Here is a 26,465-nt window from a genome sequence, read left to right on the forward strand (position 1 = left end):
GCTACGTCTCTCGATCCGGTGTTTCGCTCAATCCTTCAGGGGCAGACCGAGGCTTTCGAAGGCCACCGGATCGCGGCTCTTCAAGGCGCCGGCCAGCAGCAGGCCGACCACCGCGGCGATCAGCACCAGCCCCGGCAGGAACACGCCGAGAAAGCCGCCGGCCCCCGACAGGCTGCCGAAATTGATGACGATCAGATAGATGATGACGACGAAGGCGATGAAGGTCAGCCCAGGCAGGATGGTCGTCTTCACGGCATTTTCCTGCGCCGATGGGTTGGCGCGGAAGTACATGACCACGGCGAGCGAGGCCACCGCCATCATGACGATGACGCCGAGCGTCGCGACATTGGTCAGCCAGGAAAACAGTGCCAGCACCGGATCGAGGCCGAGCACCGCGAACAGACCGACGACGACGGCCGCCAGAACGCTCTGGATCACCGAGGCGACATGCGGGCTCTGGTGTGCCGAATGCGTCACGCCGATCGACTGCGGCAAAAGCTTCTCGCGGCCCGAGACATAGATGTAGCGCGCGACCGCATTGTGGAACGCCAGCACGCCGGCGAACAGGCTCGACACGAACAGGATGCTCATCGCCTGCGACAGCATCGTGCCGGCGTAGCGGTCGGACAGGCCGAACAGGAACGTCGTCGGATCCTGCAAGCCCTGCAGTGCCGGCAGCAATTTGTCGACACCTGCGCCGATCGCCATCAGCCAGGCGGTGACCATGTAGAAGACGCCGATCAACACCACGGAGATATAGGTGGCGCGCGGTATCGTGACCTTGGGATCGCGTGCCTCCTCGGCATAGATCGTCGTTGCCTCGAAGCCGATGAATGCCGCGAAGCAGAACAGGATGGCGATCGCTGGCGCACCGCTGGTGATCTGGCTCCAGCTGAAGGGTGCGGCCGACAGTCCGCTGTCGCCGCCGGTCTTGAGGATGGCGATGTCGAGGATCAGCACCACGGCGTATTCGCAGAGAACCAGCACCGTCAGGATCTTGGCCGATAAGTCGACCTGGCGGTAACCGAGCACGGCGACGAGCGCGATGGCGATGAAGCTCCACACCCACCAGGGCAGGTTGATGCCCCAGCCGGCGAACAGTCCGGCGGTAGCGGCACCCAAAAGACCCATGACGCCGATCTGCATGGCGTTGTAGGACAGGATCGCGATCAGCGCCGTGGCGCCGCCGGCGAGGCCGCCGAGCCCGCGCGCGGCGTAGGCATAAAAGGCGCCGGCATTGCCGACATGCCGCGACATGGCGACGTAGCCGACCGCGAACAACAACAGCAGCACCGTCACGATCAGGTAGGTGCCGGCAAAGCCGGCGCCGTTGCCCATCAGCATGCCGAGCGGCGTGCCGCCGGCCACCGCCGTGAGCGGAGCCGCCGCCGAAATCACCATGAAGGTGATGGCGCCGACGCCGAGACTGTTCTTGCGCAGCCTGTTGGCCGGCGCCTGTTCCAAAACTGCCGTCATTGGTCCCTCCTGTTTGCAAACCAGGTCGGTTTGCTGGCCGCGTGGCCTGTCCCATGGTGCTCTGGCGGTTGGTTCATTATTTGAACCGTTATTTTGAATATAGACTTGCAAACAAACCGGCTTCCTGTCAAGTTAATTCACACGTTAAATGATTGCCTCTGAATGGATGGCAATGCCGGGAGGTAAATTTGGGTACGGTTGGAAAAGCGATCTCACTTCTGGAGCTGTTCACCGTGGCGGAGCCCGAACTCGGCCTGTCCGACCTGGCGCGCCGGTCGGGCTTCGACAAGGCGACGACGCGGCGGCTGCTGGTTGCGCTGACCGCCCATGGCTTCGTCGAACAGGATGGCGGCACGCGGCACTACCGCCTCGGCGCCGGCCTGTCACGGCTGGCGCGCATCCGCGAGGCCCGCTTTCCCTTCCTGAAGACGGCGGTGCCGCTGGTGCGGGATCTGGCAAGTGCCACGGCCGAGACGGTGCATCTGTCGGAATTCGGCATCGACAGGCTGGTCACCGTCCATGTCGAGCATCCCACGCGGGCAAACCGGGTCAACGTCGATATCGGCCAGCTCCTGCCGCTTCATTCGACCGCCTCCGGCATCGTCTATCTGGCCTTCGCCAGGGAGGAGACCGTCAAGGCATGCCTGGCGGGTCCCCTCGAGGCGTTCACCGCGCACACGCTGATCGAGCCGGCCGCCATCTCCCGCTCCCTGGATGAGGCGCGCGGGCGCGGCTACTCGATCTGCGATCAGGGCCTGGAAGAAGGCGTCATCGGCGTGGCGGCGGCAATCCTCGCCGCGGACGGCTTCGCGCTCGGCACCATCGCGGTGGCCGCGCCGAAGGCCAGGACGACGGCAGCCGACATCGCGGCACGAGGGCTTGCGGCCGTCGCCGCGGCGCGGGAAATTTCGATGCGTCTCAATGGCGAGAATCTGCAAACCCTGAGGAGGCAGGCCTGATGCCCGTGGATCCCGCGCCCCGCATCCTGGTCATCGGCACCGGCGACACCAAGGCCGATGAGCTGCTGTTCATGAAAGCCTGCATCGAGGCATCGGGCGGCTGGGCCGTCATGATGGACGTCAGCGTGCTCGGCGATCCGCCCTACAGCCCCGATCACGACAAGCATGCCGTGGCCCGCGCTGTCGATGTGACGATCGAGGAGATCGTTTCCAGCGGTGACGAAAACACCGCCATGACGCTGATGGCCGGCGGCGCGGTGCAACTGGTGCGCCAACTCCATCAGCGCGGCGAGATCGACGCCTTCATCGCCATCGGCGGTTCGATGGGCACCGATCTGGCGCTCGACGTCGCGCTCAGCCTGCCACTCGGCGTGCCCAAATTCGTCGTCTCGACCATCGCCTATTCGCACCTGATCCCGCCCGAGCGCGTCGCGCCCGACCTGATGATGATCCTCTGGGCAGGAGGGCTCTACGGCCTCAACAACATCTGCAAGCTGGTCCTGTCGCAGGCCTGCGGCGCGGTCGTCGGCGCGGCCCGGATAGTGCTTGCGTCACGCGCGTCGGCGCCGGCTCTCGGGCCGACCATCGGCATGACCTCGCTCGGCGGCAGCTGCCTGCGCTACATGAAGACGCTGAAGCCGGCGCTGGAACGGCGCGGCTATGACGTCGCCGTCTTCCATACCACCGGAATGGGCGGCAGAGCCTTCGAATCGATTGCCGGCCAGGGTCATTTCTGCGCGGTGTTCGACTTCAGCCTGCAGGAAATCACCAACCATCTTGCCGGCTCCGTCGTCAGCTCCGGCGCCGACCGGCTCGAGAACGCCGGCGCCCGTGGCATCCCCCAGATCGCGGCACCGGGCGCCGTGGATATGGTCGACCTGCCGACCTGGCAGGATTTGCCGGCTAAATTTTCGCGGCGGCCGTTTCACGCCCATAACAGGCTGATTGCCTCGGTCACCGTCGATGCCGATGATCGCCGCCAGGTCGCCAGGACCATCGCCGCCAAGCTCGGCGCGTCGAAGGGCCGTTCCGCCTTCATCCTGCCTTCGGGCGGCATCCAGGAGTGGGACATGCAGGGCGAGCCGCTCTATGAGCCGCATGCGCTTGCCGCCTTCGTCGATGAAATGCGCAAGGTGATTCCCGCCGGGGTCGAGTTCCACGAGATCGACGCCCACATCAACAGCGACACCTTCGTCGGCAAGGCGCTCGAGATCTTCGATCGCTGGGTCGAGGAAGGCATTGTCCCGCGCGGTGCCCCTGCCAAGGGAGAGGCCGCGTGAGCGCTGTCCCGGCCCAGGCGCTTGTCCTTGATTTCGGCGGCGTTGTCACGCGAACGCTGTTCGAAACCCATGCCTTGACCGAGCAGGCGCTCGGCCTGAAGGCCGGAACGCTGCAATGGCGCGGGCCGTTCGATCCGGCGAGTGATCCGCTGTGGCGTACGATGCAGGCCGACGAGATCAGCGAGCGCGATTATTGGCGCACCCGCACCAGCGAGGTCGGCCGGCTCGTCGGCGAGGACTGGCAGGCGATGGAAACTTTCGTCCAGCGCGCCCGCGGCGCCGAGCCGGAAAAGGTGGTACGGCCCGAGGCCGACAGCGCCATCCGCGCCGTCCATGCGGCCGGCTTTCGCCTCGCGATCCTGTCCAACGAGCTCGACCTGTTCTACGGCGCCGGCTTCCGTCAAAAACTGCCGCTGCTCGGCCTGTTCGACGTGATCGTCGACGCCACCCATACCGGTATCCTCAAGCCCGACCCGCGCGCCTATGCCTCCGTCACCGAAGCGCTCGGCCTGCCCGCCGGCGCCTGCGTGTTCGTCGACGACCAGCAGCGCAATATCGATGGCGCCAGCAAGGCCGGCATGCGCACCGTTCATTTCGACGTTGCCCGGCCGGCATTTTCCTACGCCGAGGCACTCGGCCATTTCGACCTCGTCCCCGCCGTCTGAGAACCATTTTCGGAGCCTGTCATGCGCGACATCAATTTCCTCACCGAGACGAACGCCAAGCCGATCTGGCATCCGATGGCGCACCCGGCCGAGATGCGGGCCAATCCGCCAAAGGTGATCATGAAGGGCGAGGGCGTCACCGTCACCGACATCGACGGCAACAGCGTGCTCGATGCCGTCGGTGGTCTGTGGAACGTCAACCTCGGCTACAGCTGCGATCCCATCAAGAAGGCGATCGCCGACCAGCTCGGCGCGCTGCCCTACTACTCCGGCTTTCGCGGCACCTCGACCGGACCGTCGATCGAGCTCGCCTACGAACTCTCTGAATGGTTCGCGCCGGAAGGCATGGTACGGACCTTCTTCACCTCGGGCGGTTCGGATTCGGTCGAGACGGCGCTGCGGCTCGCCCGGCAATATTGGAAGATCCGCGGCCAGGGCGACCGGACGAAGTTCCTTGCCCTGAAGAAGGGCTATCACGGCACGCATTTCGGCGCCGCCTCGGTCAACGGCAATGCCAATTTCCGCCGCAACTACGAGCCGCTGCTGCCCGGCGTCTTCCACATTCCCGCACCCTGGACCTTCCGTAACCCGTTCGACGAGACCGATCCCGCACGGCTGGCGAAACTGTGCGCCAAGGCGCTGGAGGACGAGATCGCATTCCAGGGCGGCGACACCATCGCCGCTTTCATCATGGAGCCGGTGCTCGGCGCCGGCGGCGTCATCGTCCCGCATGAGAGCTTCATGCCGCTGGTGCGCGAGATCTGCGACCGCCACGAAATCCTTTTGATCGCCGACGAGGTGGTCACCGGCTTTGGCCGCACCGGCGCATGGGCGGGCTCGCGGCTCTCGGGCGTGAAGCCGGATTTCATGACCATCGCCAAGGCGATTACCTCGGGCTATTTCCCGCTCGGTGCCACGCTGATAGGTGGCAAGGTCGCCGATGTCTTCGAGGCCGACAAGACCAGCTTCGGGGCGATCGGCCACGGGTACACCTATTCCGGCCACCCGGTCGGCTGTGCGGCCGGACTGGCGGCGCTTGCCGAAACCAAACGGCTTCGCCTGAACGAGAACGCCGCAGCGCGCGGCGTCGAACTTGCGGCCGTGCTCGAAGGCCTGAAGGCGAAGCACGAGATCGTTGGCGATGTCAGGTACAAGGGCTTGATGGCGGCGGTCGAGCTGGTCTCGGATCGCGCGACGAAAAAGCCATCCGACAAGAAGACCATGGCCGTGGTCTCGGAGGCGGCCTATGAGGCCGGCGTCATGCTGCGCGTGTCCGGCAACAACATCATCCTGTCGCCGCCGCTGATCATCAGCGCCGCCGACGTCGCCAAAATCGGCGAGGCAATCGACGCAGGCCTGTCGAAGCTCTGACGGACAATTGCATACAACGAGGCTTTGGGACCGACAGATGACTCAATCGCAGAAGAAGATCACCGAGGAAACTTTGGTTGGCCGGCGTGGCCGCCTGCTCGGCGCCAAGTCGCAATTGTTCTACGACGAGCCCGTGCACCTCGTGCGCGGCGAAGGCGTCTGGCTCTACGACGCCGACGGCCGCAAATATCTCGATGCCTACAACAATGTCGCCCATGTCGGCCACTGCCACCCGCATGTTGTCGAGGCGCTGTGCCGGCAGGCGAGCGTGCTCAACACCCACACGCGCTATCTGCACACCGCCATCCTCGATTATGTCGAGCGGTTGACGGCGACGTTCGATGCAAGCCTTTCCACCGCCATTCTGACCTGCACCGGCAGCGAGGCCAACGACATCGCGCTGCGCATGGCGCAGGCGGCATCGGGCCAGATGGGCATCATCGCCACCGATGCCACCTATCACGGCAACACCACGGCGGTTTCGCAGCTCTCGACCCGCATGCCGCCGGTCGGTGGCCGCGCCCGTCATGTCAGGCTGGTGCCGGCCCCCGATAGCTATCGCCATCCCGATACGATGGCCGACGGCAAGGCCTTTGGCGCCGCGGTGCGCGAGGCCATTGCCTCGCTGGCGAAGGACGGCATTGGCCTGTCCGGAATGATCCTGTGTCCGCTGCTCGCCAATGAAGGCTTCCCGACACTGCCCAGCGGCTTCTTCGACGACGCCGTGGCAGCGGTGCGCGACGCCGGCGGGCTGGTCATCGCCGATGAGGTGCAGCCCGGCTTCGGCCGCACAGGCAGCCATTTCTGGGGCCATCAGCGCGCCGGCTTCACCCCCGACATCGTCACCATGGGCAAGCCGATGGGCAACGGCCATCCGGTCGCCGCCGTCGTCACCACCGGGGACCTACTGGCGACCTTCCGCAACGCCTTCCGTTACTTCAACACCTTTGGCGGCAACCCGGTTTCCTGCGCGGTGGCTAGCGCGGTCCTCGATGTCATCGAGCAGGAAAGCCTCGTCGGCAATGCGCGCGACGTCGGCGCCCATGCACTCGGGCTGCTGCGCCCGCTGGCGGACCGCCACGAATGCATCGGCGAGGTCAGGGGCGCGGGCTTGTTCTTCGGCGCCGAGCTGGTCCATGACCGCGAGACCCGTGAGCCTGCGCCCGACATTGCCGGGCGTGTCATCAACGCGATTCGCCATCGCGGCGTGCTGATGGGCAAGACCGGCATTCATGGCAATGTGCTGAAGATACGCCCGCCAATGCCGTTTTCGCGCGACAATGCCGATCTCTTGATCGCAACCCTGGACGAAGTGCTTGAAGAAGTCGGCGGGGTTACGGCGTGAGCGCTGTTTCCGCGCAATCGGAGCCCGAGACGGAAGCGGACGTCACCGCGCTTGCCAGGGGAGCGCTCGAACATTGGGGCGTTCGCGATGGTGAACCGGAACTGCTGAAATACCGCGAGAATGCGGTCTTCCGCATTCGCTTGCCCGATGGCCAGCCGGCCGCCATGCGCATCCATAGGCCTGACTATCACTCGGATGCCGCGCTGTCTTCGGAATTGCAGTGGATGGGCTTCCTGCAATCGGCCGGGGTCGCCACGCCGTCCCCGGTGCCGGCGTTGAACGGCGATCTGTTTGTGCCGGTCGGCACCGGCGACTCGGCGCCGCGTCAGGTCGATTGTCTGAGCTGGCTGGAAGGCCGCGCTGTCGGCGCGCGCGGCGTGCCGCTCGGCTATGCGCCCGAACAGGCAAGGCAGGTATTCACGGCCATCGGGCGAACCATCGCCCGCATGCACAATGCCGCCGCCGGCTGGGCGACGCCGCCGGGCTTTGCCCGTCATGCCTGGGATTTCGACGGCTTTTTCGGGGCGACCCCCATATGGGGCCGTTTCGAAACCTGCCCGTTTCTCGACGATACCAGCCGCGAACTGGTGTTCCGTGCCCACGAGAAGGCGGTCGCGGCGCTGTCGCGGCATGAGCGCAGCGCGCGCAATTTCGGCCTGATCCATGCCGATCTGGTGCGCGAGAACGTTCTGCTCGACGGCGACGCCATCCAGATCATCGACTTCGACGATTGTGGCCATGGCTGGCACGTCTACGATCTTGCCGTGGCACTCTACCAGAACCGCGACGAAGCGATCTATCCGCTGATCGAGGCGTCGCTGCTCGATGGCTACCGCCAGGAGCGCGACCTGACGCCGGAGGACATCGCGTCCTTGCCGCTGTTTTCGGCACTGCGGGCCTTCGCTTTCCTCGGCTGGGTGCAGAGCCGCGTCGAAGGTGACGTCAACAGGAATGCCGGCATGCGCATCTCGACCATCGCCGCCGACGTGGTGGCGGCTTACCTGCGGGGCATGTGAGGATTGCTGGCGACTGCGGCGTCAGCTCTTCGCGAAATGGATGCTGACCGTTCCCGAACTGCCGAAATCGGCAACGATGGTGTCGCCGGGCCGCGCTTCGACCGGCCGCACGAAGGATCCCGACAGCACCACATCGCCAGCCGTGATCGACATGCCGTAGCTGGCGAGCCGGTCCGCCAGCCAGGCGATGCCCATCGCCGGATGGTTGAGCACGCCGGCGCCAAGCCCGGTCTCCTCGACCTCGGCATTGCGCGAGACGATGGCGCCGATCCAGCGCATGTCGGCTTCATCGGGCCGCTGCGGCCTGCCGCCCATGACGATGCCGGCATTGGCGGCGTTGTCGGAAATCGTGTCGAAGAAGGTGCGTACCTTGTTGGTCTCGGCGTTGATGCGTTCGATGCGGGTGTCGAGGATTTCGAGCGCCGGCGTGATGTAGTCGGTGGCGTTGAGCACGTCGAAGAGGGTCACGCCGGGCCCCTTCAGCGGTGCCTTCATGACGAAGGCGATCTCGGCCTCGACGCGCGGCTGGATGAAACGGCCGGCCGGAACCGCAGCGCCGTCGCTGAAGAACATATCGTCGAACAGCACGCCCGAATCCGGCGTGTCGATGGCCAGCGCATATTGCATCGCCTTGGAGGTCAGGCCGATCTTCCAGCCCTTCGGCTTCAGCCCGGCGCCGATCTTGCGCGCCACGAGCGCCGCTTGGACGCGGTAGGCGTCCTCCATCGTTGCCTCGGGAAAATCGAGGCTGAGTAGCCGGATCTGCCGGCGCGACCGCTCGGCCTCGAATAGCCGCGCCGCGGCGTCTTCGACTTGCTCGGGGGTCATACGCTTGCCTCGTCGACGACACCGTTGCGAAGCAGGCCGATACCGTCGGCCTCGATCTCGATCACATCGCCCGGCTTCAGCCAGATCGGCGGATCGAAGCGGGCGCCGGCGCCGGTCGGCGTACCGGTGACGATGATATCGCCCGGCACCAGCGTGGTGAAGGTCGAGATGTAGTTGATGATCTTGCGGAAGGGAAAGATCATCCGGCTGGTGCGGTCCTGCTGGCGGATCTCGCCATTGACGCGGGTGGAGAGCGCGATATCGGCGATCTGCGCCTCATCCGTGAACGGCACCAGCCACGGTCCGATCGAGCCGCTGCGGTCGAAATTCTTGCCTTGCGTGACGTTGAACTTGGCATGCCGCACCCAGTCGCGGATGGTGCCTTCGTTGCACAACGACAGCGCCGCGATGTGGCCAAGCGCATCCCTCTCGGCGATGCGCCGGCCACCCTTGCCGATGACGATGACGATCTCGCCCTCATAGTCGAGTTGTGGCGATTCAGGCGGCCGCACCAGCGGCGCGTCATGGCCGACGAGCGAACGCGGGAAGCGGATGAACAGCGACGGGTTGGAAGGCGCCGCCTGGCCGTCCTTGTACTCCTCGTTGCGGTCCGGATAGTTGACGCCGACGCAGATGATCTTTTCCGGCGACGGGATCGGGATGTCGTAGGCGATGGCGTCGAGCGGGAAATCGGCGGCGAACGCTTCGGCCTCTTCCGCCAGCCGCCGCAAGGCGCCGGCCTCGATCACCTCGCGCAATGTCGGCCACTGGCTGTAGCGAGCCGACAGGTCGACGACGCCTTTGCCGGTGACCACGCCATAGCGCGTCTTGCCGCCGGCGGTGAAGGTGGCGAGCCGGGGCGGGGTCATGCTGCGGCTCCGGTGGTGGCGATGGATGTCTGCAGGGACAGAGTTCTACGGCGCCCCCCTCTGTCCTGCCGGACATCTCCCCCTCTTGTGGGGAGATTGGATTTTGTCTCTGCCTTCGCCAACTTCCAGCGTTGCGAGAAGATCGCGGGCCGGAAGGCCAACCAATCTCCCCCCTTGAGGGGGAGATGTCCGGCAGGACAGAAGGGGGCGCCGTAGAACGCTGACATCTCTAAAATCCCACCTACGGCGCAATGATCGGCGACGCCGTCAAATCCGGCTGGCGTGCCGCCGCGCCGGCGAAGGTGCTGCCTTGCTCGAACCAGCTTTTCGGCGCTGGTGCGCCCCACAGCGTCTGGCGCTGCGGGTCCTTGAGATCCCACTTGATCGGCTCGAGGTCCGGATCGACCGTCTGGTAGTCCGAACAGTAGATCTCGATGCGGTGGTTGTCCGGGTCGCGGACATAGAGGAAGAACGCGTTTGAAATGCCGTGCCGGCCGGGGCCGCGTTCGATGTTCGGCAAATAGCCCGTGGTCGCCATCAGGTCGAGCAGGTCGATGATGTTGAGCGGCGTCGGCACCCAGAACGCGACATGATGCAGGCGCGGGCCGATGCCGTTGGTGAAGGCGATGTCGTGGACGCCGCCCTTGCGGTGCGTCCAGGCCGCCCACAGCTTCCCGGTTGCCGCATCCTCGGTGTATTCGGTGACCCGGAAACCGAGCTCGTTGTAGAAGCCGACGGACTCGTCGACATTGGGCGAGAAGCAGTTGAAGTGGTCGATGCGCAGCGGCTTGACGCCCTTATAGAGCGCATATTTCTGGTGGATCGGCGGCAGCCTTTCCATCTGGGCATAGAACTCCAGCGGTATGCCGTGCGGGTCGCGGGTGCGGAAGGTGCGCGACTGGTAGGGCCGCTCGACCCATTCCATCGGCAGGCCCTTGCCCTTGAAGAAATGTACGGCCTTATCGAGATCCTCCTCCGAAAAAACCTTGAAGCCGAGATCGCGCGCTTCCGGCGTCTTCGCCTTGCGCAGCACGATGCAATGATGGCCACGTTCCTCCATGGCGCGCAGGTAGATGGCGCCCGATGTCTCGTCGGTGACCTGCAGGCCGAGCGTGTCGACATAGAACGCGCGCGATCTGGCGAGGTCGGTGACGGCCAGCTCGACATGGCTGAGGCGCACGATGTTGAAGGCGGGATAGAGGTTGGGCTTGGGCAAGGGCATCTGATTTCCTCCGTCAGCCGCCGAGTTTCTGGATCGCGTGCGCTGAAGTGGCGAAGGCGATGTTCTTCGTCTCCATGTAGAAATCGAAGGAATGGTCGCCGCCGTCGCGGCCGATGCCGGAGTTCTTGACGCCGCCGAACGGTGTCGGCAGATGCCGCACATTCTCCGAATTGACCCAGATCATGCCGGCATCCAGTGCATCGGTGAAGCGGAAGGCGCGGGTCACGTCCGAGGTCCAGAGATAGCCGGTCAGGCCGTACTGCGTGTCGTTGGCCAGCGCCAGCGCTTCCGCTTCGTCCTTGAAGGCGATGGCGGTCAGCACCGGCCCGAAAATCTCCTCCTGGGCGATGCGCATTGTGTTGGTGGCGCCAACAAACAGTGTCGGGCTGACATAGCATCCGCCGCCCGGGCCGGCGAACTTGCCGCCGCCGGCGGCGACCACCGCGCCCTCCGATTTGCCGATCTCGATATAGGACAGCACCTTTTCCTCATGCACCGGATGGATCAGCGGTCCGACAACGGTCTTGGGGTCTAGCGGATGGCCTATTGTGATGCGCTTTGCCTTTTCCGCCACCAGATCGGTGAACTTGTCGTAGACCGAGGCTTCGACCAGCAGCCGCGATGACGAGGTGCAGCGCTCGCCATTGAGCGAGTAGATCATGAACACCGCCGCATCCGCCGCACGTTCGAGGTCGGCGTCGGCGAACACGATCACCGGGTTCTTGCCGCCAAGTTCGAAATGGACGCGCTTCAGCGTGTCGGCGCCCTGTTTCATGATCATCGAGCCGGTGCGGCTTTCGCCGACGAAGCCGATCGCCTTGATGTCGGGGTGTTCGGTCAGCGCCTTGCCGGCATGCTCGCCGAGGCCATTGACCAGGTTCCACACGCCCTTCGGCAGGCCCGCCTCCTCGGCGATCTCGACCAGCAGCCTTGCGGTCAGCAGCGAGAACTCAGCCGGCTTATGAACCACGGTGCAGCCGGCGGCCAGCGCCGGTGCGATCTTCCAGGTCGAGAGCATGAACGGCGTGTTCCACGGCGTGATCACGCCGACAGGGCCGATCGGCACGCGCGTGGTGATGTTGACCTGGCCTGTCGTCCGCAGCGTCTCGCCGTCACGCGCTTCCGGCGCACGATCGGCGAAGAAACGGAAGTTCTCCGCGCCGCGCAACGCCGCCTTGGCCATGAATTTCAGCGCCTGGCCGGTATCCATGCATTCGACGAAGGCGATCTCCTCGGCCCGTGCCTCGATGGCGTCGGCGATTTTATGCAGCAGCTTCTTGCGCGCTTCGCCGGGCATGGCGGCCCAGGCCGGGAACGCCGCCTTTGCCGCCTTGGCGGCACGGTCGATATCGGCGGCGCCCCCACGCGCGACCTTGGCCAGCGGCTTCAAATCGACCGGCGACATGGTTTCGAAGGTCGAGCCGTCGGCGGCCGCCACCGCCTCGCCGCCGATCTGGTTCAGCACGCCGTCGCGCTTGAAGCGGGCCAGATAGGCCTCGGCCTTTTTCAGATTGCCTTCGAGATCGGACATATCAGCTTCCGTCACTTGCCGCGCAGCCGCGGGTGGATTGCGTTTTTTTTCCAGCTCAGCACTGGGTCGATTTCCCGGATCTCCAGCGACAAGGCGAAATGCGGCGTCTCGAACAGCGCTGCCAGATATTTGCTTACGGCCGCGAAGATGGCCTCTCCCGTCCGTTTCTTGTCCTCGGCGCTGCGGCCGGTGCCGATACGAAACGACATGTCGAGGAAGGCGTTTTCCGGCAGCCTGTCGGCAATGGCATACGCATCGGCGCGAAAAGCCCGTACCCTCACGGCGGCGGTCTCGAACAGCCCGGTGTCCAGCAGCGTGCGCAACACCAGTGCGCATAATTCGCCCATATCGACCTTGGCATCGAGATTGGCCGAATACTCGATGGAGAAGTGAGGCACCGCGTCTCGTTCCCTGGAACATTGCTTTGTTATAATTAACGCGTTAATTACATGCGATCCCGCCGAAGTCAAGTCTTGCATCGGGCTTGGCACGACGATACGGGATGACGGTGACGGGCACTGAGGGCCAGCGCTGCTGGGCAAAGCCCGCCACATCGCGAGCCAGCGTTGGAGAGAATTTCACTTGCTGCCGGAAAATACTCGTCGCTCCCTGCCGATGGCATTGCTTCACGCCCGTGAAGTGGTGATGGCGCGGTTTCGTCCCATGCTTGCCGCCCATGACGTCACCGAACAGCAATGGCGCGTGCTGCGCGTGCTGAGCGAAGCCGGCCCGGTCGATGCGACGGAGCTGGCCGACCGCGCCTCGGTGCTGCCGCCCAGCCTGACACGCATCATCAAGGCGCTCGAGGGACGCAAATTCATTACCCGCAACAAGGCCGAAGGCGACGGCCGCCGCGTCGTCCTGACAATCGCCCCGGCGGGTTCCGCCCTGATCGATGCCCTCTCGCCCGAACGCCGCGTCATTTACGACGACATCGAACGCCGCTTTGGCCATGAGCGGGTGGAGCAGTTGCTCGATCTCCTGGAAACCCTGATCGACGGCGAGAGCTGAGGCTCACCCGCCAAAACTGCCCAACCGTGTCGGCTGCGTGTAATTCCGGTCGACATAGAGCAGCGCCGAGCCGCCGCTGCCGTGCCTGACGTCGATGACGCGGCCGATCATCACATTGTGCGTGCCGACGATATGCACGTCCTCGATCTCGCAGTCGAAATTGACGATCGCGTCCGACAGCGCCGGCGTGCCCGACGTCAGCGTCTGCCAGCGCGCCGCCGAATAGCGCGCTTCCATGTCCTTGGTCGCGCCGGCGAACTTTCCCGCCAGATGCATATGGTCATGCGTCAGCACGTTGACGCAGAAGCGCCGGTTGGCGAGGAACATGGCGGCCTGCGCCGAACGTCCGTTCATGCACACCAGCAGCGTCGGCGGCGCGTCGGAGACGCTGCACATGGCGGTGGCCGTGAAGCCGCCGCGCCCCGCCGGGCCATCGGTGGTGACGATGTTGACCGGCGCGCAGACCCTTGCCATGGCGTCGCGGAAATCGGCTTTCGAAATCTGCGTGGCCATCGGCGTTCACCCGGCCGAGGCGGGAAGCGGATTGAGCCAGGTATCGCCCGTCCAGCCGTTCTCGTCATAGTCGGCCATGCAGGTGTCGACCAGTTCCTCCATCGCCTTCAGGCGGCCGCCGCGTTCGGCGCCCTTCAGCACCTGCAGCCGCACCTCTTCCGGTGCACCGGCATAGTTCAGCTCATAGAGCGCATGGCGGCCGCCGAATTCGGTGCCGGTCGCGTCCCACAGCAGCTTCATGATCTTGATACGCTCGATGTGGCCCATGTCGTTGGAGCCGCGCACATATTGCGCCAGATATTTGTCGATCTCGGGATTGTTGAAGTCGCGCACCGACGACGGCAGGTAGATCAGCCCGGACGCGATCACCCGGCGCACGGTGTCGATGACGCGCGGATAGGCTTCCGACATGAAGGTGCGGTAGGCCAATGCGGCTTCCAGATTGGGCAGCACCGCGCCATTCGCCCACGGGATCGGATTGTAGGCCATGGCGTTGGAAAAGCTCCAGAACATGTGCCGGAGCGCGATAACCTCGCCCAGTGCCGCCTGGTTGCCGCGGAAGGCATCGCCGCCGGTGGCGCGCAGCGCCTTGGCCAGCAGGCCGGCGAGGAAGTCGAGCTTGACGGCAAAGCGCGTGCAGCCCTGGAAGCAGTAGCCGTGCATGAAGCCGGACGCCGGATGGAACGACAGGATCTTCTGCGCGTCACGCAGCACCAACACGTCCTCCCAGGGGATGAAGACATTGTCGAGCACCAGGATCGCGTCGTTCTCGTCGAAGCGCGACGACAGCGGATAGTCGAACGGTGCCGCTGCCGTGTTGGCCGTCTGCTCATAGGAGACGCGGCAGAACATCTTTATCCCCGGCGCGTTCATCGGCACGATGAACATCACCGACAGCGACGGATCCTCGGTGACCGTCGCTGAGCTTTGCGCCAGGAAATTGTAATGTGTCAGCACCGAGGACGTTGCCACCACCTTGGCGCCGGAGACGTAGATGCCGGCATCGGTCTCCTTGGTGATGTGGACGAAAACGTCCTTCACCTGCTCTGCCGGCTTGTGGCGGTCGATCGGTGGGTTGACGATGGCATGGTTCATGAACAGCACGGCTTCCTGGGCTCTGCTGTGCCAGGCGAGGGCATTGTCCTTGAACGGTCCGTACCAGTCGGCATTGGCGCCGAGCGTGTTCATCAGCGCCGCCTTGTAGTCGGGTGTGCGTCCCATCCAGCCATAGGACATACGCGACCACTCGGCGATCGCCGTCTGCTGGGCGACGAGTTCGCCGGAGGATTTCGCGACCCGAAAATATTTGTGGGTGTAGCCGCCCGATCCGGTGTCGGTGGCCGAAGTCAGAGTCTCGCGCCGCTTGGGATCATGCAGCGCGTCGTAGAGGCGTGCCAGCGACCGCGCCGAATTGCGCATTGCCGGATGCGTGGTGACGTCGGCGATGCGTTCGCCGTTGATAAAGACCTCGCGGCCGTCGCGCAGGCTCTCCAGATATTCGGCGCTCGTGAACGGGCGCGCTCTGTCGGCACGGAAATCTTCTGACCGCATGATGTTCCTCCACTTGGTATGCGATCCTAGCGTCGGGGCCGAGGATCGGCTATGGACGGAACGCCAAAACCGATTGGACTTTTTCCGGCGTCATGAGCCAGAACTCCATCCCCGATTTCTTCGTCTATGGCGAGCCCGTCCGGCCGCTCGATGTCGGTTTCCTGCATGTCGAGACAGTGCTTGCACGCAGCAACATCCACCTCGGCCAGGTCGCTGCGCACAAGCATCCGCAGATGGGCCAGATCACCTACTGGAGCAGCGGCTCCGGTACGTATCTCCTCGAGGACCAATCCTGGGACTTTTCGGCGCCAGCCGTCAGCTTCGTGCCGAGCAATGTCGTGCATGGCTTCTCGATCGGCCCCGGCACCGACGCGATCGTCGTTTCCGTGGCCGACGATGCGCTCGCGGCGATAGAAGCGCACAGCCTGCTGCCGCTGGACAGGCCGGTTTTCGCCGGCGGCCTGCCGCAGCACGCCGCCTGGAAACGGCTGGCGGCGGTGCTGGACATGATTGCCGCCGAATACACCGAAGCGCAGGCCGGCAACGACAAGACCTTGCCGTCGCTGATCGCCGTCGCGCTCTCCCACATCGCGCGTCTCGGCCCCGAGGTGATGGACGCCGCAGGCTCATCCGAAGCCTCGCTGGCGCAGGGCTTGCGCCGTCTCGTCGACGCGCATTTCCGTGACGACTGGCCGGTTGGCCGCTACGTCGAAGCGCTGGCCACGACGCCGCATCTTCTCGACAAGGCCAGCCGCGCGGTGCTGGGCAGCGGCGTCAAGCGCGTCGTCGGCGAGCGGCGGCTGCTGGAGGCCAAGCGGCTGCTTCTGTTCACCGTCCGCACCGTCGAGGACATCGCCTACGAGATCGGCTTCGACGATCCGGCCTACTTCTCACGCTTCTTTCGCGAACGAGTCGGCGAAGCACCCGCCGCCTGGCGCCGCAGGCAGCTGCAAGGGCATTGATCTGGTGTGGTACCACGTCTCGTGACGTGCAAACCTTGATGTTGTCGGCCACTTTTTCGTGAAGCTGCACGGGGTTGATCCGCTCGCCTGCTTGCCTAGGTAAAGAGCGCGGCCGGGCGCCATGCAATCCCACAACAGGGCAAATCCGAAAGTCGGTATGACATTTTCCTGTATTAGAAAGCTTGCCCTTCCTGTTCTTGTCGTCGGCGTCCAGTCGTCCTGCGTCATTCCCGACGATACATCGCGCATCGCCAAGGTTGATCCCACGACGGCGGCGGCGCGCAAGGAGATGGTCGGCCTCAGCGAAGGCGACGTGCGAATGTGCGCGGGCTTTCCGACCGCCACCGCGGACGCTGGCGGGTCTGGCCAGATCTGGACCTACAAGCGCGTCGTTCAGCGCGGCAATCTCAGCATTGTCGTCCCAACCCTGGCGCTAGGCGCGATCCCGACGGTCGGCGGCTCCGTCAATGTCGCTCCCGGCGGCTATTGCGACACGCAAATACGCATGGTCGACGGCCGCGTCGCCGAAGTCGCCTATGCCGGCGACAACAATTTGCCGAACAGTCGCGACGCGCTCTGTGTCAGCACGGTGGACGCCTGTGTGTCCTATGCCCGCCAACACAGTCAAAGAGCGACGGCCAGATAGCAGCCGTCACGGCTGATTGGCGAGCCGTGGCGTTGCGTGTCGCGCCGGTAAAGGCTCGACTGACCCGCCGGACGGAATACGCTAAGGCGAAATACCGGCCCTGATCGCCGGGCGGCAAACATGCCTCGTATGCCTCGCCCTTCCGGGCGCAGGCGGCGGGGCATTGTCATTTCTGGGGTCCTGTTTCGTCGCCGGTCAATTCTTGACGAGGCCCTCATAAGGCGGCGTATTCAGGATGTAGGCCACCTCGGTCCGGTTCCGCGCGCGAAGTTTTTTCATGATATTACGAACATGCACCTTGACCGTGCTCTCGCACATGTTGAGTTCGTAGGCGATGATCTTGTTCGCTTTCCCGCGACGCAGCGCTTCTATGACCGAAATCTGGCGCGACGTGAAAAAATTGTCTTCTTGCGCCTGCGATTTGGTGGCCTGGTGGCCATCCCTGGCGTTTTGCGCCGATTGGAAAAGCACACTCGGCGGGATGAAAATTCCCCCTGCCGCCACGAGATGAATTGCCTTGGCTGCGATTTGCAGGCTGACGCTCGTCGGAACATAGCCGCATGCACCGTTGTCGATCGCTTTGTGAACATCGTCGAAATTTTCGATATCGGCGAGGATGATGGTGCTCACCCAGGGTCTCGTCGCTTTGAGGTGGGCGATCCGGGCAAGATGGTGGTCTGCCTCGGAGTTTGACCACACGGCGCACATCAGCACAGTCGAGATCCTTTGGGTCTCCTCCAGGTCTGCCGCGTCGAAGGTTTCGATGCTCGAGAAATGCTGGAAACGAAATGCGGGTTCGATTTCCGCGAGGCCTCTTGCCAGGCAGTCGCACATCAGCGATCGATCATCGATAATCGCGATCTCGATATCCGCCGCAACGAAGGCGGGTGGGCTATCGGGATCGATATTAAGAGCACACAGGCTTGCCTGGGCCGCCTCAAATGTTTGAATTGCTGTCATAGCTGCTCCTCTTGCCCCCTCGCTCGCATCTGGGGCGTGGCTACTGCTCCACGGTTCTCAACTCCCCTCAGTAATCCGTGGATTCGAGCCAGATGTATGTGAAGCACAGCACATGACGGAGCGAAGCCGATTTCTGCAACGGCCATCGCGTGGTCGCCGAGGACTGAGGCGTTTGCCGATCCGGCGGCGGACATCCATGGCCGACCGGGCTCCGGCAACTCGGCGCGACCACTGTGCCGCCAGATCGTTCACATGCCAGGCGGTTCACACCGTTGTGTTCGATCCTGGGCTCGCTCACGGCAGGCACAATGCCGCCGAAGTGCGCCGCTTCGGACGTGAAATCGGCAACGGCCCCTTGCCGATCATTCCCATCTTGCTCATGTTCATTATTGCTTTGAAGATGATCGATCGTAGGGGGCGGCCGGTTTCATCGTAATGGGAGGAAGTACCATGAAGGCATGTTATTTCGTTTCTGCCGCGTTTCTCGCCGCATCCGCGATCCCCGCCTCGGCCGCCGAAATTTCCGATGGCAAGGTCAAGATCGGCATCCTCAACGACCAGTCCGGCGTCTATGCCGATTTCGGCGGCAAGTGGTCGGTCGAGGCCGCCAAGATGGCTGTCGCGGATTTCGGCGGCAAGGTGCAGGGCGCGCCAATCGAGATCATCAGCGCCGATCACCAGAACAAGCCGGACATCGCCTCCAACATCGCGCGGCAGTGGTACGACACCGAACAGGTCGATGCCATCATGGAGCTGACGACCTCCTCGGTCGCGCTCGCCGTCCAGGGCATTTCCAAGGAAAAGAAGAAGATCGACATCGTCACCGGCGCGGCGACCACCGAACTCACCGGCAAGCAGTGCTCGCCCTACGGTTTCCACTGGGCCTACGACACCCATTCGCAGGCGGTGGGAACCGGCGGCTCTCTGGTGCAGCAGGGCGGCGACAGCTGGTTCTTCGTCACCGTCGATTATGCCTTCGGCTATTCACTCAAGGAGCAGACCGCCAAGTTCGTCGAAGCCCATGGCGGCAAGGTGTTGGGCGAAGTGCGTTATCCACTGGGGGCGACCGACTATTCATCCTTCCTGCTGCAGGCGCAGTCTTCGGGCGCCAAGGTCATCGGGCTGGCGAATGCCGGCCTCGACACCTCCAATTCCATCAAGCAGGCGGCCGAATTCGGCATCGTCCAGGGTGGCCAGCGCCTTGCGGCCCTTCTGTTCACGCTGGCCGAGGTGCATGGGCTGGGCCTTCAGGCAGCGCAAGGCGTCGTGCTGACCGAGGGCTACTACTGGGATCGCGACGACAAGAGCCGCGCGTTCGGGCAGCGTTTCTTCAAGCGCACCAACCGCATGCCGAACATGATCCAGGCCGCGACCTATTCGGCGGTGACGCAGTATTTGAAGGCGATCGACAAGGCCGGCACCGACGAGACCGAGGCCGTCGCCAAGCAATTGCATTCGCTGCCGGTGGACGACGCCGTGATGACCAATGGCAAGGTACAGGCGGACGGCAACATGGTCCATGACATGTATCTCTACCAGGTCAAGGCGCCCAGCGAGAGCAGCAAGGACTGGGACTATTACAAATACCTCGCCACCATCCCCGGCAAGGAGGCCTTCCTGAGCGAGAAGGAAAGCGGCTGTCCAACGGCGGCCCAGTGATCGGCGCGGCCATGGCGCCGCCCGCCCTCAATGGAAACGAGCCGCTTGTCGTGCTGTCCGCCCGCGGGCTGCGGCGTGATTTCGCCGGCTTCGTCGCCGTCAAGAACGTCGATCTCGATGTCCGCCATGGCAACATCCACGCCCTGATCGGACCCAACGGCGCCGGCAAAACCACCGTTTTCAACCTGCTGACCAAGTTCCTGGCGCCGACCAGCGGCAGGATCGAACTGCTCGGCCACGACATCACCCGCACCTCGCCGGCGAGAGTGGCGCGGATGGGGCTGGTGCGCTCGTTCCAGATATCGGCGATCTTTCCGCACCTCAGCGTACTCGACAATGTGCGCGTCGCGCTGCAGCGGCCGGGTGGGCTTGGCGTCCAGTTCTGGCGCTCGCTGGCGGCACTCGACCGGTTGACGCCGCGTGCGATGGAGCTGTTGCGCTCCGTCGGTCTCGACGACGCCAGGAACAGGCTGGCCGGCGATCTCTCCTATGGCAGGAAACGCGTGCTCGAGATCGCCACGACGCTGGCGCTCGATCCGAAAGTGCTGCTGCTGGACGAGCCGATGGCCGGCATGGGGCATGAGGACGTGGCCACGGTTTCCGACCTCATCCGTTCGGTGGCGCGCGACCGCGCTGTGCTGATGGTCGAGCACAATCTCACGGTCGTCGCCGATCTCTGCGACTGGATAACCGTCATGCAGCGCGGCGAGGTGCTTGCGGCCGGCGACTACGCCACCGTCAGCCGCGACGAGCGGGTGAAGGTTGCCTATATGGGCACCGCCGATGACTAGTGCAGCACCCCTGCTTGCGGTCCGCGGCCTCAACGCCTGGTACGGCGAGGGCCATGCGCTGCACGGCGTCGATCTGGAAGTGTTTGCCGGCGAGACGGTCACGCTGCTCGGCCGCAACGGCGTCGGCAAGACGACGACGCTGCGCGCCATCATGGGGCTGATCCGCAAGCGAACCGGCAAGGTCGTTTTCGACGGCGCGGACCTGATGCGGCTGCCTCTCCACAAGACCGCGCATCAGGGCATCGGCTTCGTGCCGGAGGAGCGTGGCATCTTCGCCACGCTGACGGTCGACGAGAACCTGGTGCTGCCGCCGGTCGTTGCCAAGGGCGGCATGAGCATCGAGGAGATATTCGATCTCTTCCCCAATCTGAAGGAGCGGCGCAACAGCCCCGGCACCAGGTTGTCGGGCGGTGAACAGCAGATGCTGGCGATCGCGCGCATGCTGCGAACCGGCGTGAAGATGCTGCTTCTCGACGAGCCGACCGAGGGCCTCGCCCCCGTCATCGTGCAGCGCATAGGCGAGCTGCTGGCGACGTTGAAAAAGCGCGGCATGACGATCCTGCTGGTCGAGCAGAATTTCCGCTTCGCCAACCGTGTCGCCGATCGTTTCTACCTGATGGAGCACGGCAAGGTCGTCGCCGGGTTCCCGACCGGCGAGCTGGCGGACCGCATGAGCCTGCTCCACGACGTTCTGGGTGTATGAGGACGCCATGACGATGATCTTCGGAATCCCCGTCCAGGCATTCCTCGGCCAGTTGCTGGTCGGACTGATCAACGGCTCCTTCTACGCCATGCTGAGCCTGGGGCTGGCTGTGATTTTCGGCCTGCTGCGCGTCATCAATTTCGCCCATGGCGCCCAGTACATGCTGGGCGCCTTCGTCGGCTATCTGCTGCTCGCCTATCTCGGCATCGGCTACTGGCCGGCGCTGGTCCTTGCCCCGCTGATCGTCGGCGTCTTCGGCGTCGTCGTCGAACGCCTGGCGCTGTCGCGGCTTTACGACACCGATCCGCTCTACGGCCTGCTCTTCACCTTCGGCCTCGCGCTCGTGCTCGAAGGCATATTCCGCTACTATTACGGCGTGTCGGGAAATGCTTACGCCGTGCCGCCACTGCTTTCGGGAGGCACCAATCTCGGCTTCATGTTCCTGCCCAACTATCGCGGCTGGGTCGTCGTCGCCTCGCTGATCGTCTGCTTCGGAACCTGGGCGCTGATCGAGAAGACCAGGCTCGGTTCCTACCTGCGCGCGGCAACCGAGAATCCCCGCCTCGTCCAGGCCTTCGGCGTCAACGTGCCGCTGCTGCTGACTCTGACCTACGGCCTCGGCTCCGCCCTTGCCGGGCTTGCCGGAATTCTGGCCGCGCCGATCTATCAGGTGAGCCCGCTGATGGGGTCGGATCTCATCATCGTCGTCTTCGCTGTGGTCGTGGTCGGCGGCATGGGATCGATCCTCGGCGCGATCGTCACCGGCTACATGCTTGGCCTTGCCGAAGGGCTGACCAAGGTCTTCTACCCCGAGGCCTCCAACCTCGTGGTCTTCGTCATCATGGCGATCGTGCTTCTGGTTCGGCCGGCCGGCCTGTTCGGAAAGGACGCCTGACATGCGGAAGGGACATCCGAGATGGCCGAATTGACGCTTCGCGAGACATCGGCCGGAAAAACCCCGGCATGGCTCGAATGGACGCTGGTCGGGCTCGGCATACTGGGGCTGCTGGTGGCGCCCTTCCTCGTCTACCCGGTCTTCCTGATGAAGATGCTCTGCTTCGCGCTGTTTGCCTGCGCGTTCAATCTGCTGCTCGGCTATACCGGCCTGCTTTCGTTCGGCCACGCCACCTTCTTTGGCGGCGCCGCCTACTTCACCGCCCACGTCGTCAAGGTTTGGGGCTGGCCGCCGGAGGCGGGCATCCTGCTCGGCATGGCAGGCGCCGCGCTGCTCGGCCTTGTCATGGGGTTCTTCGCCATTCGCCGGCAAGGCATCTATTTCGCCATGATCACGCTGGCGCTGTCGCAGATGTTCTTCTTCTTCTGCGTGCAGGTGCCCTTCACCCAAGGCGAGGACGGCATTCAGGGCGTGCCGCGCGGCGTGCTGCTCGGCGTCCTCGACCTGAACGTCTCGCTGAACATGTATTACTTCGTGCTGGCGGTGTTCCTGATCGGCGTCTTCGCCGTCTGGCGCATCGTCAACTCGCCCTTCGGCATGATCCTGCGCTCGATCCGCGAAAACGAGGGCCGCGCCATCTCGCTGGGCTATTCCGTCGCCAACTACAAGCTCGCCGCCTTCGTCATGTCTGCGGCGCTGGCCGGGCTGGCGGGCTCCCTCAAGGCCGTCGTCTTCCAGTTCGCCACGCTCACCGACGTCACTTGGCAGATGTCGGGCGAGGTGATCCTGATGACGCTTCTGGGCGGCATCGGCACCATGGTTGGGCCGGTCATCGGCGCCAGCTTGGTGGTCGGACTGGAAAACACGCTTGCCACCTCCGGCTTCCCGGTGACCATCGCCACCGGGCTGATCTTCATGGTCTGCGTGCTGATCTTCCGCCGCGGTATTGTGGGAGAACTCTATGCGCGGGTGCTCGAGCGGGCGGAGAAGGGTTGATCAGGTCCAGATCATTCGCGCGCGGCTGAGCAGACCGCGAGGGCGTTTTGCCCGTCGCAGATGCCATACTGCCTGGCGCGACGGCGACCATCGAGCATTCGATACGGACGTGATTCAATCCGTCGCCTTGTTGAGATCGTTGCTCGACGGGTTTGTCAGGATGGCGCTCGTGACAAGGTGAGCAAGATGGTCGGCCCGCGGCGCGAACGAGGGCAGGTCCACGAGCCACCCGAGCGCCGACATCAGGCCGAACAGGTCGTCCCCGTTCATATCGGCGCGCGCTGTACCTTCGGCTTGAGCACGGAGCAGCAGTCGCGCGCTCGCTGCGTGCACCGCTGCGCATGAAGCGTAAAGCGCGGAGTCCGGATCGGTGTGGGCGGCCGCCATCATGGCGACGGCGCCCGTATGGCTTCGGGCGAATGCCACCCATTCGTGAAACCAGCACAGGACCGCATTGTCAGGTGAAGTCGACGCTTCGAGTTCATTCGCTCTCTGTGTCAGCGCGTCCAGGCTGGTCCGTAGCAACGCTTCGAACAAGGCTTCTCGTGTCGGAAAATGACGCAGCAGCGTTGCCAACCCGACGTCGGCCCGGCGAGCGATATCGCGCATGGACGCATCGGGACCATTCTCGGCGATCACTTCACGCGCGACCGTGAGAATGTGGCTGTGATTTTTTTTTGCGTCGGCTCGCATTGATCACCTTAATAAATGGATCAGTGATCCGTATATCTGGATCAGCGATCCATTAGATAATGCGCCTTAACGCAAATGGCAACAGAGGCGCTGCCCCGACGACGCGAAAGGAGACTGCACGTGAGCACTATCAGCATCATCGGCGCAGGTGGCATGGCCGCAGCGATCGGCGGCCTTGCCGTCAAGGCCGGACATGCCGTCGAAATTATTAGTCGCCACCCCGCCAAGGGGCGGGCGCTGGCCGGGCAGATCGGAGCCGGCGCCATGGCGGGTAAGTTCGCCGCCGCCCCGGCCGGGGACATTGTCATCCTGGCGGTTCCCTACTCGGCCGTTCTCGACGTGGTGAAGCAGTACGGCGAAAAGCTGGCAGGCAGGCTCCTTGTCGACATCACCAACCCTATCAGATCCGACTTCACGGGTTTCTCGACTCCCGCGGACAGTTTCGGCGCCCGGGAGATCGCCAAGGCTGCTCCTGCCGACGCGGACATTGTCAAGGCGTTCAACACCCTGAACTCCGACGTCCTGGCAGCCGGTCCAGCCGGGAACCGCGTATTGGACGTGTTCATCGCCGGGGATGACGCGCGGGCGAAGGCACGCGTCTCGGCGTTCGTCGAGAGCCTCGGACTGCGCCCGATGGATACTGGGCCGCTGTCCATGGCGCGGACGCTGGAGCATGCCTGCATGCTGTGGCTGGGCCTCATGACCCATTCCGTCAAACACACCAACTTCTCGGTCGGCGTCAGCCTTTTCGGCTGAGGACGCGCCACCCCTTCTCGCATCCCCTCACCCATAAGGAGCAGCATCATGCACGTATTCGTTACCGGCGGGACTGGCCATTCCGGTCCGTATATCATTTCCGACCTTATCGCAGCCGGTCACGAGGTTACTGCGCTTGCCCGGTCGGACAAATCCGCGGAGGCGGTGTCCGCGCTTGGCGCCAAGGTGCGTCGCGGCGACCTCGATGATCTCGACGGGCTGAAAGCGGCGGCCGCAGACTCCGACGGCGTCATCCACGTCGCGCACCGGCAAGACCTGCTTCCCACCGGAGGTCTCGACGCGGTGGCTGCCGCCGAGCAAAAGATCATGCTCGCATATGGCGAGGCTCTGAAGGGGACCGGAAAGCCGCTGGTCACGTCTGGGAGCATCGGCTCGCCGGGTTGGGAGCATCTCGGACGTCCAGCCACCGAGGAGGATCCCACCCTCGCTGGCGGCGAGAAGTTCAAGGGCACCCTGCGGGTTCGTAACATCGTCGAAACGACCGTGCTCGGCCTCGCTGAGCAAGGCGTGCGCTCCTCGGTGGTGCGAATTCCGACGATCATGCACAGCACGACCGACAATGCCGGCTTCCTCCCGATACTGATCGGGCTCGCGAAGGAGAAGGGCGTGGTCGGATATCCCGGCGACGGCAAGAACAACTGGTCGGCCGTCCACGCCCGTGACTTGGCCACCGTGTTCCGGCTGGCGCTGGAGACGGGGCCCGCCGGCAGGAACTGGCACGCGATTGCTGACGAGGCTATTCCGTTCCGCGAGATCGCCGAGGCAATCGGCAGCCGCCTGAGCCTGCCGGCCGTGCCGATTCCGGCGGACGAGCTGATGCTGCCTGGTTTTTTCGGGTTCCTCGCGAATCTGGTCAAGCTGGACGTCGCAGCGTCCAGCGCCATCACCCGCCATATCCTCGGCTGGGAACCCGCTCAGCCGCGCCTGCTCAAGGACCTCGACAACGGCCATTACTTCCCGGCCGGCTAACCCGCTTGGGCAATAGCAACATAACCCAACTCTCAGGAGACTACACATGAGCACTATCAGCATCATCGGTTCAGGAACCATGGCCGCGGCGATCGCGGGTCGTACCGCCAAGGCCGGTCACACTGTCGAGGTCATCAGCCGCGACCCCGCCAAGGCGCGGGCGCTCGCCGGCCAACTCGCGGCCGGAGCAACCACAGGGTCGTACGGCGCCGCGCCCACGGGCGACATCGTCATCCTCGCCGTGCCGTACTCCGGTGCGGCGGCGGTCGTGGCCGACTTTGGGGAAGCGCTCGACGGCAAGGTCATCATCGACATCGCCAACCCGGTTGCCCCCGACCTCTCGGGCCTCGTCACTCCCCATGGCAGTTCTGGCGCTCAGGAGACCGCCAAGCACCTCCCCGCCGGCGCGCATGCCGTGAAGGCGTTCAACACCATCTTCGGGCACGTACTGGCCAAGGGTGGCCGCCTCGATGCGTTCATCGCAGCCGACGATGCCCAGGCCAAGGCGCGCGTCTCGACCTTCCTCGAAAGTCTCGGGCTGCGTCCGTTCGATATCGGTGGCCTGCACATGGCCCAGACGCTCGAGGCGCTCGGCCTGATGATGATCGGCCTGGCCAAAAACGGCGCCGGCACCTGGAACCTCGCCATGAACGTCGACATCCGCGCATAGGCGCTATGGCCGGCATCTTGGTCCAAAACCAACGCTGCTCTCGGGGAGGTCCTGGACGCGCATTCAACCAGGAACTGCACCCCGCAACATCGGCTCAGGCGCTTCAT

Annotated in this window: 28 protein-coding genes; 18 read left to right on the top strand and 10 right to left on the bottom strand. The window is 64.3% G+C overall.

Going from position 1 to position 26,465, the window contains the following annotated elements; translation table 11 throughout:
* Positions 1–27: 27 nt before the first annotated feature.
* On the bottom strand, positions 28–1,476 hold the full coding sequence (locus tag LB577_RS08880) for an APC family permease (RefSeq protein WP_023777765.1): 1,449 nt from the start codon (positions 1,474–1,476) through the stop codon (positions 28–30).
* 188 nt (positions 1,477–1,664) lie between these two features.
* Here LB577_RS08880 and LB577_RS08885 point away from each other — a divergent pair, with 188 nt between their 5' ends.
* From LB577_RS08885 to LB577_RS08910, 6 genes are read left to right on the top strand one after another with little or no spacing between them, the layout of a single operon-like run.
* The gene (locus LB577_RS08885; protein ID WP_224686413.1) at positions 1,665–2,435 is read left to right on the top strand and encodes an IclR family transcriptional regulator; all 771 of its coding nucleotides are present in this window, start codon (positions 1,665–1,667) and stop codon (positions 2,433–2,435) included.
* Positions 2,435–3,715 carry a Tm-1-like ATP-binding domain-containing protein gene (locus LB577_RS08890; protein ID WP_224686414.1) on the top strand — a complete coding sequence of 427 codons (1,281 nt, stop codon included), beginning with the start codon at positions 2,435–2,437 and terminating at the stop codon, positions 3,713–3,715. Before LB577_RS08885 ends, LB577_RS08890 begins: the two co-directional genes overlap by 1 nt.
* Positions 3,712–4,380, top strand: coding sequence for an HAD family hydrolase (locus LB577_RS08895; protein WP_224686415.1), 669 nt, complete (start codon positions 3,712–3,714; stop codon positions 4,378–4,380). Before LB577_RS08890 ends, LB577_RS08895 begins: the two co-directional genes overlap by 4 nt.
* Before the next feature lie 21 nt (positions 4,381–4,401).
* Positions 4,402–5,751, top strand: a complete 1,350-nt coding sequence (locus tag LB577_RS08900) for an aminotransferase class III-fold pyridoxal phosphate-dependent enzyme (RefSeq protein WP_023765406.1) — start codon at positions 4,402–4,404, stop codon at positions 5,749–5,751.
* A gap of 37 nt (positions 5,752–5,788) precedes the next feature.
* A complete protein-coding gene (locus LB577_RS08905) occupies positions 5,789–7,096 on the top strand; it encodes an aminotransferase class III-fold pyridoxal phosphate-dependent enzyme (protein WP_224686416.1) in 1,308 nt (435 codons plus the stop codon).
* Positions 7,093–8,112 carry a phosphotransferase enzyme family protein gene (locus LB577_RS08910; protein WP_224686417.1) on the top strand — a complete coding sequence of 340 codons (1,020 nt, stop codon included), beginning with the start codon at positions 7,093–7,095 and terminating at the stop codon, positions 8,110–8,112. The genes LB577_RS08905 and LB577_RS08910 overlap by 4 nt, the downstream gene beginning before the upstream one ends.
* 21 nt (positions 8,113–8,133) lie before the next feature.
* On the opposite strand, the gene hpaH is transcribed toward LB577_RS08910, so the two are convergent.
* The 5 genes from hpaH to LB577_RS08935 form a co-directional block, all read right to left on the bottom strand.
* A complete protein-coding gene (gene hpaH / locus LB577_RS08915; protein ID WP_224686418.1) occupies positions 8,134–8,940 on the bottom strand; it encodes a 2-oxo-hept-4-ene-1,7-dioate hydratase in 807 nt (268 codons plus the stop codon).
* Positions 8,937–9,809, bottom strand: a complete 873-nt coding sequence (locus LB577_RS08920; RefSeq protein ID WP_224686419.1) for a fumarylacetoacetate hydrolase family protein — start codon at positions 9,807–9,809, stop codon at positions 8,937–8,939. Before LB577_RS08920 ends, hpaH begins: the two co-directional genes overlap by 4 nt.
* A gap of 241 nt (positions 9,810–10,050) precedes the next feature.
* Positions 10,051–11,031 (bottom strand): 3,4-dihydroxyphenylacetate 2,3-dioxygenase, encoded by a 981-nt coding sequence (gene hpaD, locus LB577_RS08925; protein WP_224686420.1) that lies wholly within the window; start codon positions 11,029–11,031, stop codon positions 10,051–10,053.
* Between the two features lie 13 nt (positions 11,032–11,044).
* Positions 11,045–12,562 carry a 5-carboxymethyl-2-hydroxymuconate semialdehyde dehydrogenase gene (hpaE, locus tag LB577_RS08930; RefSeq protein ID WP_224686421.1) on the bottom strand — a complete coding sequence of 506 codons (1,518 nt, stop codon included), beginning with the start codon at positions 12,560–12,562 and terminating at the stop codon, positions 11,045–11,047.
* An 11-nt stretch (positions 12,563–12,573) separates the two neighbouring features.
* Positions 12,574–12,960: a 5-carboxymethyl-2-hydroxymuconate Delta-isomerase gene (locus LB577_RS08935; protein ID WP_224686422.1), complete on the bottom strand. Its 387-nt coding sequence runs from the start codon at positions 12,958–12,960 to the stop codon at positions 12,574–12,576.
* Between the two features lie 217 nt (positions 12,961–13,177).
* Here LB577_RS08935 and hpaR point away from each other — a divergent pair, with 217 nt between their 5' ends.
* Complete coding sequence (gene hpaR, locus LB577_RS08940) at positions 13,178–13,573, top strand: homoprotocatechuate degradation operon regulator HpaR (protein WP_224686496.1); 396 nt, start codon at positions 13,178–13,180, stop codon at positions 13,571–13,573.
* A gap of 3 nt (positions 13,574–13,576) precedes the next feature.
* On the opposite strand, the gene LB577_RS08945 is transcribed toward hpaR, so the two are convergent.
* On the bottom strand, positions 13,577–14,086 hold the full coding sequence (locus LB577_RS08945; protein ID WP_224686423.1) for a flavin reductase: 510 nt from the start codon (positions 14,084–14,086) through the stop codon (positions 13,577–13,579).
* 6 nt (positions 14,087–14,092) lie between these two features.
* Positions 14,093–15,637, bottom strand: a complete 1,545-nt coding sequence (locus LB577_RS08950) for a 4-hydroxyphenylacetate 3-hydroxylase N-terminal domain-containing protein (RefSeq protein ID WP_224686424.1) — start codon at positions 15,635–15,637, stop codon at positions 14,093–14,095.
* A 92-nt stretch (positions 15,638–15,729) separates the two neighbouring features.
* On the opposite strand from LB577_RS08950, the gene LB577_RS08955 reads away from it, so the two are divergent.
* Positions 15,730–16,599, top strand: a complete 870-nt coding sequence (locus tag LB577_RS08955) for a helix-turn-helix domain-containing protein (protein ID WP_224686425.1) — start codon at positions 15,730–15,732, stop codon at positions 16,597–16,599.
* A gap of 157 nt (positions 16,600–16,756) precedes the next feature.
* A complete protein-coding gene (locus LB577_RS08960; protein WP_224686426.1) occupies positions 16,757–17,245 on the top strand; it encodes a hypothetical protein in 489 nt (162 codons plus the stop codon).
* Positions 17,246–17,440: 195 nt separating this feature from the next.
* Here the strand turns inward: LB577_RS08960 and LB577_RS08965 are convergent, their stop codons facing one another.
* Complete coding sequence (locus LB577_RS08965; protein WP_224686427.1) at positions 17,441–18,205, bottom strand: LuxR C-terminal-related transcriptional regulator; 765 nt, start codon at positions 18,203–18,205, stop codon at positions 17,441–17,443.
* Positions 18,206–18,401: 196 nt separating this feature from the next.
* Between LB577_RS08965 and LB577_RS08970 the strand changes: the two genes are divergently transcribed.
* From LB577_RS08970 to LB577_RS08995, 6 genes are read left to right on the top strand one after another with little or no spacing between them, the layout of a single operon-like run.
* On the top strand, positions 18,402–18,641 hold the full coding sequence (locus LB577_RS08970) for a hypothetical protein (protein WP_224686428.1): 240 nt from the start codon (positions 18,402–18,404) through the stop codon (positions 18,639–18,641).
* A gap of 14 nt (positions 18,642–18,655) precedes the next feature.
* Positions 18,656–19,864 carry an ABC transporter substrate-binding protein gene (locus LB577_RS08975; protein ID WP_224686429.1) on the top strand — a complete coding sequence of 403 codons (1,209 nt, stop codon included), beginning with the start codon at positions 18,656–18,658 and terminating at the stop codon, positions 19,862–19,864.
* Between the two features lie 11 nt (positions 19,865–19,875).
* On the top strand, positions 19,876–20,655 hold the full coding sequence (locus LB577_RS08980; RefSeq protein ID WP_224686430.1) for an ABC transporter ATP-binding protein: 780 nt from the start codon (positions 19,876–19,878) through the stop codon (positions 20,653–20,655).
* On the top strand, positions 20,648–21,358 hold the full coding sequence (locus tag LB577_RS08985) for an ABC transporter ATP-binding protein (RefSeq protein WP_224686431.1): 711 nt from the start codon (positions 20,648–20,650) through the stop codon (positions 21,356–21,358). Before LB577_RS08980 ends, LB577_RS08985 begins: the two co-directional genes overlap by 8 nt.
* Positions 21,359–21,365: 7 nt before the next feature.
* Positions 21,366–22,253 (top strand): branched-chain amino acid ABC transporter permease, encoded by an 888-nt coding sequence (locus LB577_RS08990; RefSeq protein WP_023777782.1) that lies wholly within the window; start codon positions 21,366–21,368, stop codon positions 22,251–22,253.
* 21 nt (positions 22,254–22,274) lie between these two features.
* Positions 22,275–23,249: a branched-chain amino acid ABC transporter permease gene (locus tag LB577_RS08995; RefSeq protein WP_224686432.1), complete on the top strand. Its 975-nt coding sequence runs from the start codon at positions 22,275–22,277 to the stop codon at positions 23,247–23,249.
* A gap of 114 nt (positions 23,250–23,363) precedes the next feature.
* On the opposite strand, the gene LB577_RS09000 is transcribed toward LB577_RS08995, so the two are convergent.
* A complete protein-coding gene (locus LB577_RS09000) occupies positions 23,364–23,942 on the bottom strand; it encodes a TetR/AcrR family transcriptional regulator (RefSeq protein WP_224686433.1) in 579 nt (192 codons plus the stop codon).
* A 120-nt stretch (positions 23,943–24,062) separates the two neighbouring features.
* Here LB577_RS09000 and LB577_RS09005 point away from each other — a divergent pair, with 120 nt between their 5' ends.
* The 3 genes from LB577_RS09005 to LB577_RS09015 are packed head-to-tail and all read left to right on the top strand — an operon-like array spanning position 24,063 to position 26,358.
* A complete protein-coding gene (locus LB577_RS09005; protein ID WP_224686434.1) occupies positions 24,063–24,698 on the top strand; it encodes an NADPH-dependent F420 reductase in 636 nt (211 codons plus the stop codon).
* A 48-nt stretch (positions 24,699–24,746) separates the two neighbouring features.
* Complete coding sequence (locus LB577_RS09010) at positions 24,747–25,688, top strand: SDR family oxidoreductase (RefSeq protein ID WP_224686435.1); 942 nt, start codon at positions 24,747–24,749, stop codon at positions 25,686–25,688.
* Between the two features lie 46 nt (positions 25,689–25,734).
* Positions 25,735–26,358 carry an NADPH-dependent F420 reductase gene (locus LB577_RS09015; protein ID WP_224686436.1) on the top strand — a complete coding sequence of 208 codons (624 nt, stop codon included), beginning with the start codon at positions 25,735–25,737 and terminating at the stop codon, positions 26,356–26,358.
* Positions 26,359–26,465: the final 107 nt, after the last annotated feature.

It is taken from the genome of Mesorhizobium sp. B283B1A (genome assembly GCF_020165735.1).
GTDB lineage: Bacteria > Pseudomonadota > Alphaproteobacteria > Rhizobiales > Rhizobiaceae > Mesorhizobium > Mesorhizobium opportunistum.